Consider the following 12,636-nt stretch of genomic DNA (forward strand, 5'->3'; position numbering starts at 1 on the left):
TAATGAGAGTCCTTCTCATCGAGGATGAACCTTGGCTCGGCGAGGCCGTCCGCGACCAGATCGAGAAAGATGGACATCCGACCGACTTCGTGGCCTGCATCGCCGAGGCGCGCCGACACCTTGCGGCCGCTAACTACGACCTGATCCTGCTCGATCTGCTGCTTCCCGACGGTAAGGGGCTCGATTTCCTGCGAGAGATTCGCGCGGGTGGTTCGACCGTGCCTGTCATCATCTTGACTGCGCTCGATCAGGTATCGAACCGCATCGCCGGCCTGAACGCCGGCGCGGATGACTATCTCGTCAAGCCGTTCGACCTGTCGGAGCTCTCCGCACGGGTGAGCGCGGTGTCACGCCGGTATTCGGGCAATCCTAATCCCCTGGTCACACTCGGCGAACTGCATATCGATACGGCGGGGCGCAGCGTGATGCGCGGGGACGAGCACGTTGACCTGACTGCCAGTGAATGGGCACTTTTCGAAGCCCTGATTCAGCGTCCGGGGATGATCGTGTCAAGGAGCCGCCTGGAGGATCGCCTTTATTCCTTCAACGAGGAGATTGGCAGCAACACCATCGAGGTACACATGAGCCGGCTACGCAAGAAGCTTGGTGCCGATGTCATCGAGACATTGCGTGGGCTCGGCTATCGGCTCAAGCGGGACTGACCATGCTGCGCAGCCTGCAAGGTCGACTCGCGGCAGCGCTGGTTGCAGGGCTCGCGGTGCTGTCGCTCGCCGCCGCGGCGGCTTCATTCTACGTACTGCGCCGCGAGGTCGATCGGATGTCGGACAGTGCGTTGCAGGAGACCGCGCAGCGCCTGTTGCCGCTCGCCATCATGGACATCGTCGGGCGGGATGCGGATGATGATGAGGATAGCAGCCGACGTATCGCAGCTGTTCGCCCGCACGACGAATTGCTGACCTACGCGGTCCGCGACGACAAGGGCAGACTGCTGCTGCGATCGCACGACGCCACTTTGGCCATCTTCCCGCCGGGCCTGAAGGCCGGCTTCACTTCTACGCCGTCGCACCGGATTTACGCCGAGCCGGGCTTACAGGGCACGATCTCTCTGATGATCGCCGAGCCGCTTGCCACGCGCCGGCATGCCGTGATGGAAGCCGCGCTCGCGGTCGCCAAGGTCCTCATCCTGTTTCTACCGGTGGGCCTGTGTGGAATCTGGCTGATCGTCTGGAGCGGGCTGCGGCCAATCCGACGCTTCTGCGCCAGCATTGCCGCGCGCGGCCAGAACGACCTGACGCCGCTCGCAAAGAAGGAGTTACCGACGGAAATCGCGCCGATTGCCGACGCAGTCAATGACCTGATGGCCCGGCTGGATCGCGCGCTGGCCGCCGAGCGCAGCTTCACCGCCAACAGCGCACACGAGTTGCGCACGCCGATTGCCGCGGCCCTCGCACAGACGCAACGTCTCATGGACGAAATGCCTTCCGCCGCCATGCGGGAGCGCGTGCAGAACGTCGAACGGTCCTTGCACACCCTGTCGCGGGTCAGCGAAAGGCTGATGCAACTCGCGAAGGCGGAAAATGGACGCGTGCTCGGTGATGCGCCGCAGGATCTACGGCCGGTGCTTGAACTTGTCATCGAGGATTTCCGGCGTGTGGCCTCTGCGCACCCGATCCAGCTTGACCTGCCCGACCAGCCCGTTCCATCGTGGATCGATCAGGACGCATTTGCCATTGTCGTGCGCAATCTGGTCGAGAATGCACAGAAGCACGGCTCACCTGGGCAACCTGTGGGGATTTCGCTGTTGGCCACCGGTTCGCTCACTGTGAGCAATCACGGACCGGTGCTGCCGGACGACGAGCTTGAACGTCTGACAAAGCCGTTCGAGCGTGGAGCGACGGCAGCCACGGGCAGCGGACTTGGCCTTGCTATCGTCGAAGCGATTGTGCGCGGTGCGGGTTCCTCCCTTGAGCTACGTTCCCCGGTTCCGGGCTGGCAAGACGGCCTGCAAGTCAGCATCGACGATTTGCTTGGTGCGCCAGCGATGCAGAAGCACGCGTGAACCGCCTGGCGACATAGGCGTCGCACCGCCCCCCTCGTCTCGACCGGCAGGTTGCCCGTATCGGACAGGTTCAAGCGCACGTTGCTTCGTCACGGTGGGGAAGACAATTTCCGTGAGCGTCGCCAACGCAAGCGTCGCTCATGCAGCAGACATACCCAGTCCACTCTTGTGAAGAGGTACACGGCCGCCAGAAGAAGCAACTGCGAGAGAACGAAATAGAGACCGAAATAGGCCCCGTCAAGATCCGTGTCCAGATAGCGCGAGCCCACCTGAGCCAGATGCGTCCACACAAAGTAGCTGATGAGGCGTCCTGCAAAGAACGGCAGCCCAATCATCCAAAGCCGCATCCCCGTGAGGCCGTAGGCGATAAAGAGATAGTTCGACGGGAATGGGCTGAAGGCATAAGCCAGCATGAATCCCACCGTCATGCTCTTGCGGCGCCCCAGCCACTCACCAACTACATCGATGTTCCGCCTGTCATCCTCACGCATCCAGCGCTGGCGCACCAAACCAAAAGCCATCTGGGCCAAAACCAGGCGACCGGTAGTCGCTGCACATGCCGCTGCAAGCGCCAGAACGGCGGGGTTGGCCTCCGGCAGCGAAAAGCCCACCCATGACATTACCATCCATGTCGGCGGGGCAAAGGCTGGCATCAGATTCAAACCAAAAATCACGACGACCAGGATAAGCAAGTCTGCGATGTCGCTCATCCCTGTCCTCCCAAGGCAAAATAAAGCTCATCTCTTTGCTCGAAGGGTATTACAAAGGCTGGCATCCATCCATGGAGAAGTCTATGTAGCCCCCGCGCAGTCGACACCTTACCGTCCCAAAATTGACCATGCAGTATTGAAGAAACGAGAGTCGAAGTGCGCGTCAGCACTAAAGAGAAAATGCACCTGATTATCTCTGTGAGAACAAATCGCAATTTCTCATACCAGTTCCGCCAAGTGCATTTGGTCGGTTGACCATAAGATTTCATGCCACGTCGACCGGATCAACGTGCGTCATGACATTGAGGACATCTTTTCGGCTCATCACTCGCCGTCTCGCCTCAAGCGCAATGTCATGACCCTCTCTCACGCTCGCCGCTGCATTGATGTCAAGGTGGACGTCCACGAGAATCATGTCCCCCATTTTCCGGGTCCGCACATCGTGCGCACCTAGCACGCCTGGCGTTTCGAGCATGGCACTTCGAATCGCCGTTACCGTCTCCGCGTCGATCGCACGATCCATTAGGTCCCGCAGTGCGCTCCGGGAAAATTGCCAGCCCATTCTTGACACCATCAGGCCAACCACGAGTGCCGCGATCGGATCCAGCAGGTGGTAACCCAGGGTATTGCCCAGGATCCCCAGCGCCACCACCAGCGAAGATGCTGCATCCGACCGAGCGTGCCAGGCATTTGCAACCAGCATGCTCGAACGGACTCGTTCGGCGATCGCGAGCATATAGCGAAACAACAATTCCTTGGTTGCCAGCGCACCCAGGGCGACCCAAAGCCCGACTATTCGTACTGGCTGGATTGAATCCGGATGTTCAAGCTTGAGTACGGCGTTTGACAGCATGCCGACGCCGACAACTAGCAAGAGAAGTCCAAGTATCAGCGAGGCAGCAGTCTCGAAACGCTGGTGCCCATAATGATAGGAGTCGCTTGGCGCTTTCTTGCTATGGTGGCTGGCATACAGGACAACGAAATCCGAAACCAGATCCGAAAGAGAGTGAATGGCGTCGGCCACCAGTGCCTGGGAGCCAGCAAAGATTCCGGCGGCAACCTGGGCGAGTGTCAGGCCGATATTGACCGCGACGCTCACGAGCGTGCTTCGTCTTGCCGCAGCCTGACTCCCTGGCATTTCGTCCGCGTCAGGACTCAATCCATCTTGCTTTTGCATTGACAGTGCCTTGTGATTCGACGACAAGCCAAATATTAGCGCCTGCGCGACACCTCGACCAAGCTGGGCCGGCGGCGGCAACCTTGGGAGACCACCAGCCTTCATTCTCAGACGGCGCCAGAGTAACCGCACCGGGAAGCTGCACCTCCGGCACCGTACAAAAGCGCAATCCGCGGCAACGGCGCCGCCGTTGCGAACATCGGCGACATGGCATGTAACCTAGGGGCGCAGTCGATTCGGGGTGCATTTCGACTGACACAATGGACTAGGGGTCGGTACGCAGCTTTACCCGCTGGCCATCCTGAAGGCTGCTTTGCGGATATCGAACTACTTGTACGCCGTCGGTCAAGGGAGAAAGCAGTTCCACCTCATCCGAATTCCGGTGACCAATCCTGACCTCCGTCCTGCGCACCCGGTCGCCCTCAAGCCGAAACACACACCATTGGGCACCGCCGCAACGGTACAGCGAACTCGCGGGCAACTTTGTCGCGTGATCGGTCTGCCACAGCACAACGCTCGCTATGACGCGAAATCCGTCGCCCAGCCCAGAGGGTGGATCAATAACGTCGATAATCACCCGGGTCCGCTTTTCTTCTATGCCCAGTGCGGATACCTTGGTGAACGCATGGGGCTCCACGAGCCGAACCTTGCCTTGTACCGCTTGCTCGCCGCCCCATCCTTCCAGGCGCGCCGGCATCTGCGGCCGCACCTTGACTGCTTCCGTTGACAGTAGCTCGACCACGATCTCCAAGTCGTGTGGATTGCCGATCGTCAGCAAGGGCTCGCCCGCAGCGACAACCCGCTCGCTGCGCTCCGGAATGGATAATACGGCTCCGGTGAACGGTGCATGAACCGACACGACCGGCCAGCGCCCCCGTTTGTGCTCCTCGATGGCCAGCAGGCCGGCTTCTGCCACGCGGACCTCCTGCAAGGCGGTGCTGGCGCGGGCGCGCGCCGCGGCGAGATCATTGCCGGCGGTAATGGTAGCGTTGGCGGCCTGCTCCCCTGCCTGCGGAGACAGGAAGCGCTCCCGCACCAGCCTCTCGACACGCTGCAGTTCGCGCTGGGCCTGAGCGTGGTCTTCGGCGGCATGCCGGACGCGCTCTTGCGCCTCACGGTATGCCGCACGCGCCGCAGCCACCCGTGCTTGGGCTTCTTCGCGTTCCTGGGCCGTGAGCGGCAGGGGCGCGAGTTCTGCCACCACTTCCCCTTCATGCACCCAGTCGCCCTCCCGCAAGCTGATCCGCATCAGCCTTCCTGCGACAGGTGCCGCAACAACGTAGCGTTCCCTGCTGCGGGTCTCTCCCTCCTCGGTTGTGATCACTGCCATCGCACCAACGGACGGCTTGACCACCTCCACTTCCACCGGCTCTGGCATCAGCAGATAGCCAAGGCCTGCCGCAATCATGGCAGCACCCGCCATCAGGAACGTCTTGGCTCTTGACCACCGCATCGCCTTACTCTCTGGTTTTCAGCACTGCGATCAGGTCCAGCCGTCGCAACCGCTGCTGGACAAGCAGTCCCGCCACGGCCGCGGCGCCGATGGCCGGCAGCAATGCCTGGGCCAGTGTTTGCCTGCTCAGGTGGAGCGGGATGCGGAAGGCTTCGCGGTCGAACATGGGGACGAGCAAGGCGCACAAGCCATAGCCCACGGCAATGCCGACCGGCAAGGACAAGACCGTCAGAAGGAGCTGCTCGCCAAGCAGAATCCCCGCAACCTCTTGCTGGGAAAATCCGAGTACCCGCAGACTTGCCAGTTCATTCCCGCGCTCGGACAGCGCAATGCGAAAGTTGTTGTAGACGACCCCAGCCACGATCACCGTGGCGAACGCCGCCAGCACCAGACTGGAGACGACGAACGTCCGATCAAGCGTTCTTCGGATGCTGGCGATTACAGCGGAGCGTATGATCACGGAACTCACGACCGGCAGGCCCTTGAGCCTTTGGTACAGCAATTGTGCCTTGTCGGCGTCGACACGGAGGTACGCCCCACTGATTGCCGGCGCTTCGCCCAGCAAGCGGGACGATACCTTGTAGTCCATGTAGGCAACGGCGCCCAGCAGGTCATCGACGACATCCGCGACCCGAATGACCAGACTGTTACGGTGGCCCTCGAGCACTTCAACCTCAACACGCTCGCCCACCGATACGCCCAGCTCCGCTGCCAGTCTTGCCGAGAGCACAAGCCCGTCCGAAGCAACTGGATGACGTCCGGAGGTGTAGCCCGCAATCTCATGTAACTCGCCCGTGGCTTCCAGACCTGTGATCTCGGTGCGTTTGGAGCGATTAGCGTGGCGCAACCATACCGGCACAATCCGAAATGGCTCAACTCGCAGGACGCCCGGCATCTGGGCCAAGTCATGGACGACCCGCAGGGGGCGCGGCTCGTTTAAGATCAACGTCACGTCTTCATGCTGAACGCGGCCGAACTGAAGGTTGAGAATCGTGTTGACGCCGTCGAGTCCGAACCGTCCGACGATGGTCAACCCCACGGCCAGCGCGATGGCGGTGATGGACATCAAGGCCTTGCCCGGCCTACGAGCCAGATTGCGCAAAATCAGCCGCAGGGGAATGGGCAGCACCGCCAGGAGGCCTGCACGGTCGAGAAAGCTCGCCCGGAAGCCGGGGGGTAACTCAGGGCGCATCGCTTCAACTGGCGACAAGCGCGCTGCGCGCAGGGCGGCCGATGCACTGCCCACGGAGGCCGCACACACACTCGCCATGACAGCGCCGACCACGATCCCGGGGGAGACCTCGGCGTTCAGCGCGGGGAAGTGGAAATACTGGCGGTATAGGCCGACCAGCAGTTTCTCCAGATACAGCCCGCCAGGCACGCCGAGCAGCACCCCAAGCAATACCGTCGCCACGCCAAAATACACATATTGGAGAGCCACAGTCCCGGTGCTGTAGCCAAACGCCTTCAGCAAGCCAACCTCAGCCCGCTGCAAGGTAACGAGGCGACTCAGCAACGTATACAACAGGAACGCCGCCACCGCCAGAAATAGGGCCGGAACATAGCTGGCGATCACGCGGATCTCATCGAGTTCATCGCTAAGGAATCGATTCGACTGTTGCAGCGTCCGTTCATACACCCCGAGGCAGCCGTAACGGAGAAGCATCCGGTCCAGCCTTGTGACGACCTCCTGGGGGCGGGCCTCGGCGTCAAGCAGGATGACCAGATCATTGAAGCCCCCCTCCATATCGAAGGCGGACTCCATTGCGGCGTGCCCCATCCAAATGATGCCGAACCGGCGGTTGTCCGGAAACACCATGCCCTGCCCTACCTCATAAACATACTCTGGTGACATTCCCAGGCCTGTGATCGTCAACCGGCGGGCATGACCATTGAGTATGGCTGTCACGTGCCCCCCGACATCCAGTGCATTGGCATTTGCGAAGGCGACACTAAGGACGACTTCGTCGTCACGGGAAGGGTCGGGAAGTCGGCCCCGTGAAACCCATAGCGCATTGATGCCGGCTTTGCCAGGGGCTGGCAGGGATATCAGGCGTAGCGTGGCCGGCTCGCGCGTGCCCGGTACATCCGCATTAACGTCATGGACGATGCGCATGAGGATTTCGCGCACCCCCGGGATGGCCCGAATGGGACCTTCGAGGGAAACTGGCGCTCGTTTTACATTGGCAAACACATCGGCAAAGCGCTGCATCTCGTAGTAGCGGTCCTTGGCGGATGCAAGAGAGCGCCATGCCCCATTCATCGCGACCAGCACGGCTATGCCGCATGCGACGACAAGCGCCGCGGCAGCAACCTGGGCGCGAAGCCGCCACAACTCGCGCGATAACATGGTGAAGCGTGCGGCTACCATCGCAACTCCGATGGATTTGCCCGACTCACATGCTGCTCAATCTCCGTAATGCGGCCACTGCTGATGTGCAGCACCCGGTCAGCCATTGCAGCTATGGCTGTGTTATGGGTGATAACGGCGGTAATTGCGCCCCGCTCCGTATTTACGCGCTGAAGAACCTCAAGTACAAGCCTCCCCGTGCTGTAGTCCAGCGCACCGGTCGGCTCGTCGCAGAGAAGAATGTCCGGCTGCTTGACGACGGCACGGGCAATGGCGATGCGCTGCTGTTCTCCGCCGGAGAGTTGCGCTGGAAAGTGGTCCTTGCGCGCCGATAGCCCTACCAACTCAAGGGCATCGAGTGGATTCATGGGGTGCTCGGCGATATCGGCCACCAGTGCGACGTTTTCCAGGGCCGTCAAGCTCGGAATCAGATTGTAGAACTGAAATACAAAGCCGACGTGCTCGCGGCGGTAACGGGTAAGACCCGCCTCATCGGCGTGTGCCAAGTCATGGTCCCGGTATTCGATGGTCCCGGACGTGGGGCGGTCCAGTCCGCCAAGAATATGCAGCAACGTCGATTTTCCGCTTCCCGATGCTCCCAATAGGACAACAAACTCCCGGTCATAAAGGTCGAGGTCCACACCGTTCAGCGCGTGGACGACCACCTCGCCCGTTTGATACGTCTTGTAGACGCTGCGCACGCGAAAGAGCGGACTGCGATCGCTGGACATAGCAGATCTGACCTCATTACCGGAGGTCAAACCGTATGGGATTCCCAGTCATTAGCTATTGGCAGTGCCAGCCTTCACCAGAAGGACGGGGCATGGGGCGTGGGCAATGACGCGGCCCGTTACGGAACCGACAATGGCATCCAGGAATGCGCCACGGCCGTGAGTGCCCATCACGATCGCCTCCGCATCGACAGAACGTGCAAACTCGACGATGCGCTCTGGGGCAAAACCGGTCAGCGCGTGCTGTTCGAAGGGAACACCCGCTGCGCTCAGGATCTCAGCAGCAGAGCGCAACGTCCGGCCACTCTCGTCCGAGTGCCATGCTGCAAGGTCAGCGGCGCTGATGTAGGACTTCACCTCTCCCGACACGTCTGGCATGCAGTGAACCAGGTGTACGAGCAACGGCCCCTTCAGTAATTTCCCGGCAGCCACACATTGTGCCGCCGCATCGCTGTACGATGACCCATCGGCCGCAAGTACGATTTGCATCACTTTCTCCTTGAATAGCAAAGACGGCGACGATCGCATGTTGCGCCGCAGGGTATCGCGAAACGCGACGGATCACAGGCCTCGGCGGCCCTCTTCTACCGCACAAGTCACATGGTCATGTTCGTAAGGTAGGTGATGAACCATTCACGGATTTGGGCTGGATCAAAGAAGCTATAAGCGCAAGAAGCCGCGCTATACGGCCGGACCGTCATGAAGAGATCACTATTGTCCGGCTGAGCCGCCCCTCCGGCCGTTCGGTTGCGCACACCGAAGATACAGCCACCATCTTCCGGGCGCCATCGAGTAGGGTAAGGGTCTGGCTGGGAGCGCCATGGCCCAAGGAATTCCCCTGGTCACGCCAGAGCAACAATTTCCTCCTGGATGCTCAAGGAAGTCGCAACCACGGTTCCGCCGACGCCCGAGTAAATGTCAGCAAGCCGAGCGATCCACCACCGGCAGTGGGCAGGCTTTCTCTGTGTCCGGCAGTGAGATAGATTTGGCCGTGGCTACGCGGCGTCATAAGGTGGCGCGCATGCTAACTCAACGCCAGTAGTCCGAGGAAGCCAGCCGTGAGGACCTAACTCCAATCGTGATGAAGAAAAAAGCCATCATGCGAAAGCATTTCAGCTCACAATGCTGTACAGCCATCTCCCACACGCCTGGCGGTTCAACCTGGCTGCACTGGGAACTCGGCTTTCGATTAGAGCGTTCAGAGCATCAATGGTCGTTCGGACGAATTTCTCCCCCGACGGCTCTAGTTTCATCGACAACTATCGCGGCCGCTTACAGTTCGCCAGGAACGCATGATCTGGATCCTCGATGGGATCTCGTGCCGGGAGCTAAGTCGGCAGTCAGAAGGTATGGCCCCTCTATAGGAAAAGCTGAGATAGCCGATTACTCAACGATTAACTCAACTCGCGAACGGCTGCAGTACGTCCGGAAGCCGCCGTTGCACTGGCCCAATCTCGAACGGCGCTTCAGGGTCGGTCTCTGCCTGTCGAGGGCCACTCGCCCCGCTTTCCATACGGTGCAGTTTCGCTGCGCGCTCCACACGTGGTCTGACGTCTTACGGTTACCGGCCAGCGCCAACTACGGGCATGCGGCCAGGACGGGGCGCTAGAAGACCTGGCTGAAAGAGGAGCTGGTCAATGCGGAAAAACATCTTCCCATGCGGCGCTCGCACGGGTCGAACATGGAAAAGCGGCCCATCGCGGCCCACCACAGGCAGCGCAGCGGTACATGCGACCACCACGCAGGTGATCTTGTCGGTCAGGCCAGCGTCGCGCCAGTGCCACCGCATAGTAGACAAGGTACGGTCGTGATTGCGCTCACTGCTTGACCTCAATCAATGGTTCAACCGGCCTGACGTCAGGCTAGTACATTGCGACTCATTCCCAAGGTCGCTCGCCGTCACGGAAAATTTTGGCCGTAGTTCAATGAGGATACGTTCCCTGCCGAGATTAGTATGTTTGCCATACAACAGAATTCTCCGCAGTCTTCAAAAGACGTCCATTCTCCGAGAGCAATTCCGCAAGAAGCTCGTCCCCAGCGCACGCCATTTCAGCTTTTGGTCTCTCGCAAAGAGGGTTCGTGTGAGGTAGAGCACGTAGTAGCCCCACCGGGATGGCCTCCGAACGACTAAGCTGAACGCGGGGGAAAACAGAAGAGAGAATAATTCCGTCCGCAATGGTGAGACGTCCGCCCCTCGGTCACTGCGACCGAGGTTTTTTTTGGAAGGGCCAACACAATGTTGAAGTGTGGCTTGTCGACCAATGCGGAAGTACAAAAGGACGCGGGCGCAATTCTCGTGGAAGGTTGCGTAGCCAGGAAGTGGGGCGATGTTGCCGCATCGTCTCGCGTAACCATCTGGTATGAATCAGTGCGGTCGTTGGCGCCCGGCATTGCGGCACAGGCTAATCACTGCATTGCCTTCAGAAACTCCAGAGCACCCCCACACGGAACGTCCGCGGCTCCGCCGGATGGATATGGTGGTCGTTGATGCCGGTTGCGACGCCGCTGGCATCAACGATCGACGTGTCGCCCTTCAGCAGCGACGCGTAGTAGTAGTCCATGTCGTTGACGCGCTTGTCGAACACGTTCAGCACTTCTGCGAAGACCCGCACGTCCTTCAGCACGCGATACCCCACCTTAAGGTTGACCAGGAACGACGACGCCGAGCGCACGCTGTTGTCCTCCACCAGCGGACGCGGGCCGAAGTAGCGCGCCCGCGCGCCGACCGACCAGCGGCCCCGGTTCAGCGAGACCCCGGCCGAGGCGGTGGTCTCGATCGACTCGGGAATATAGTTGCCCACGTCTTCGTGGTCGCGGTAGCGGGCGCGGGAGAATCCGGCGTCGGCGTCGAGGATGAGGCCGGCAAGCGGGCCACCCGGCGGAGCGTAGTAGCCGGCGAGCTCAATGCCGGTGCGGCGGCTCGGCCGGCTCGGCTCGGTGGTGCCGCGGTCGCCGGAGAACACCAACTCCGAGCCGATGTCGAGTTGCCAGAGAGAGGCCGACGACTGCAGGCCCGGGACAAACCGCGCCGTGCGCACGCCGATCTCGTAGCCGGTGGCCGGTACCAGCACGCTGACCTTCTGCGCCGGCTCCCCCGTCGACGGGTCGACGGTGGTCGTTGCGCCTCGCACGTCGTTACTGTGGAAGCCGCGTCCCCAGTTCAGGAAGATCTCGGTCCGGTCCGCCGGCGACATCACGATGCTCAGCTTTGGACTGACGATTCGTTCGCTGCCGTTGCCCGAGTTGGCAGGATTGTCGCTTGACACCCAGTACCAGAACTGGTCCGCCCGCAGCCCGGCCACCGTTCGCAGCCACGACAGCCAGGCGGTCGTGTTGCGCAGGTACAGCGCCGCGCTGGTCTCATTGACGGTGTCGGTGCGCACCGTCTCGTAGATCTGCCGCGCCTCCGAGTTCGCGAGCGTGATCGGGTCAAGTCGGTCGAAGCGGACCTGCGTGCCGATCTCGGTCTCCGAGTCGCGTTCGCCGAGCTTGCCGAACCAGATGCGCGAGACGTTGGCTCTGCCGTCACGCGATTCTCGAATTGCTCGAACTGGTCGCCCCGCTCCGGGTTGTTCAGCGCATAGGTGAAGTTCGAGAATAGTTGCAGGCGGCTCTTGATGACGTAGGTATTGGCCTGCATCACGCCGTTCCCCAGCGGCCTCAGCCAGTCCGCCGACACGCTGTAGCGCGACGCATAGCCGCCGTCGGTTGGATCGATATTGCCGAAGCGCTGGATCAGGCCCTCATTGACGGCCCGCTGCGGCACCTGGTCGGTCGAGTTCCAGTCGTTGCGGTAGGCCATCGCGGTCCCGCCCAGCCGCTCGCCCCCGCCGCGCGGCCAAGGCACTGCTTATCGGCGGCATGAGTGAACCGAAATTCGGTGGCGGACAACTCGTGCGACCGATGCGCATGCTGGTGTCGGGCCCTGTCACGGAACTGCCTTCTGCCAAGGCTGAGCGAATCGTTGAGCAGGCCATTCGTAACTACCTCTCGGCCAGCTTAGGCCGGGTCGGCGACGACATCCGGGTAGAGCCCATACTCCACCCTTCGGCCCCAAACCTCCGACGCGTCACTGGCACATCATTCATCCCACTGTCGAATGACACCTCCTTTGGTGTCCAATCCATCCAAGTTAAGCCGCCAATAAAATCGCAATTTGCCCCGCGAACCCTTGACTTGTGACGAGGTTCGAGGG

General features: G+C 61.0%; 9 protein-coding genes and 1 pseudogene. 3 read left to right on the forward strand and 7 right to left on the reverse strand.

The features are described from left to right. Positions 1 to 2: 2 nt before the first annotated feature. Both J8I82_RS33725 and J8I82_RS33730 read left to right on the forward strand, forming a co-directional pair. Positions 3 to 662, forward strand: a complete 660-nt coding sequence (locus J8I82_RS33725) for a response regulator (RefSeq protein WP_209764021.1) — start codon at positions 3 to 5, stop codon at positions 660 to 662. 2 nt (positions 663 to 664) lie between these two features. Beyond that, positions 665 to 2,020: a sensor histidine kinase gene (locus tag J8I82_RS33730; RefSeq protein ID WP_209764023.1), complete on the forward strand. Its 1,356-nt coding sequence runs from the start codon at positions 665 to 667 to the stop codon at positions 2,018 to 2,020. 89 nt (positions 2,021 to 2,109) lie between these two features. On the opposite strand, the gene J8I82_RS33735 is transcribed toward J8I82_RS33730, so the two are convergent. The 7 genes and pseudogenes from J8I82_RS33735 to J8I82_RS33765 form a co-directional block, all read right to left on the reverse strand. Next, the gene (locus tag J8I82_RS33735; RefSeq protein WP_431831607.1) at positions 2,110 to 2,721 is read right to left on the reverse strand and encodes a hypothetical protein; all 612 of its coding nucleotides are present in this window, start codon (positions 2,719 to 2,721) and stop codon (positions 2,110 to 2,112) included. Positions 2,722 to 2,995: 274 nt separating this feature from the next. Continuing rightward, on the reverse strand, positions 2,996 to 3,907 hold the full coding sequence (locus J8I82_RS33740) for a cation diffusion facilitator family transporter (protein WP_209764025.1): 912 nt from the start codon (positions 3,905 to 3,907) through the stop codon (positions 2,996 to 2,998). Between the two features lie 265 nt (positions 3,908 to 4,172). Further along, on the reverse strand, positions 4,173 to 5,330 hold the full coding sequence (locus J8I82_RS33745) for an efflux RND transporter periplasmic adaptor subunit (protein ID WP_209764026.1): 1,158 nt from the start codon (positions 5,328 to 5,330) through the stop codon (positions 4,173 to 4,175). A 34-nt stretch (positions 5,331 to 5,364) separates the two neighbouring features. Then, a complete protein-coding gene (locus J8I82_RS33750; protein ID WP_209764027.1) occupies positions 5,365 to 7,731 on the reverse strand; it encodes an ABC transporter permease in 2,367 nt (788 codons plus the stop codon). Next, entirely contained in the window at positions 7,725 to 8,441 is a 717-nt protein-coding gene (locus J8I82_RS33755; RefSeq protein ID WP_209764028.1) for an ABC transporter ATP-binding protein, read from the reverse strand. Before J8I82_RS33755 ends, J8I82_RS33750 begins: the two co-directional genes overlap by 7 nt. A gap of 51 nt (positions 8,442 to 8,492) precedes the next feature. Further along, on the reverse strand, positions 8,493 to 8,930 hold the full coding sequence (locus J8I82_RS33760) for a universal stress protein (RefSeq protein WP_245180431.1): 438 nt from the start codon (positions 8,928 to 8,930) through the stop codon (positions 8,493 to 8,495). A 1,931-nt stretch (positions 8,931 to 10,861) separates the two neighbouring features. Then, positions 10,862 to 12,279: pseudogene (locus J8I82_RS33765) on the reverse strand (TonB-dependent receptor); the annotation flags it as partial. A 14-nt stretch (positions 12,280 to 12,293) separates the two neighbouring features. Here J8I82_RS33765 and J8I82_RS33770 point away from each other — a divergent pair. Next, positions 12,294 to 12,623 carry a methionine adenosyltransferase gene (locus J8I82_RS33770; RefSeq protein WP_284183242.1) on the forward strand — a complete coding sequence of 110 codons (330 nt, stop codon included), beginning with the start codon at positions 12,294 to 12,296 and terminating at the stop codon, positions 12,621 to 12,623. The last annotated feature ends 13 nt before the right edge of the window (positions 12,624 to 12,636 follow it).

The sequence above is a fragment of the Cupriavidus consociatus genome (assembly GCF_017814975.1).
GTDB lineage: Bacteria > Pseudomonadota > Gammaproteobacteria > Burkholderiales > Burkholderiaceae > Cupriavidus > Cupriavidus consociatus.

Coding starts and splice junctions, on each gene's coding strand:
- J8I82_RS33725 (WP_209764021.1), top strand. CDS start 3: ATGAGAGTCCTTCTCATCGAGGATGAACCTTGGCTCGGCGAGGCCGTC.
- J8I82_RS33730 (WP_209764023.1), top strand. CDS start 665: ATGCTGCGCAGCCTGCAAGGTCGACTCGCGGCAGCGCTGGTTGCAGGG.
- J8I82_RS33740 (WP_209764025.1), bottom strand. CDS start 3,907: ATGCAAAAGCAAGATGGATTGAGTCCTGACGCGGACGAAATGCCAGGG.
- J8I82_RS33745 (WP_209764026.1), bottom strand. CDS start 5,330: ATGGCGGGTGCTGCCATGATTGCGGCAGGCCTTGGCTATCTGCTGATG.
- J8I82_RS33750 (WP_209764027.1), bottom strand. CDS start 7,731: ATGGTAGCCGCACGCTTCACCATGTTATCGCGCGAGTTGTGGCGGCTT.
- J8I82_RS33755 (WP_209764028.1), bottom strand. CDS start 8,441: ATGTCCAGCGATCGCAGTCCGCTCTTTCGCGTGCGCAGCGTCTACAAG.
- J8I82_RS33760 (WP_245180431.1), bottom strand. CDS start 8,930: ATGCAAATCGTACTTGCGGCCGATGGGTCATCGTACAGCGATGCGGCG.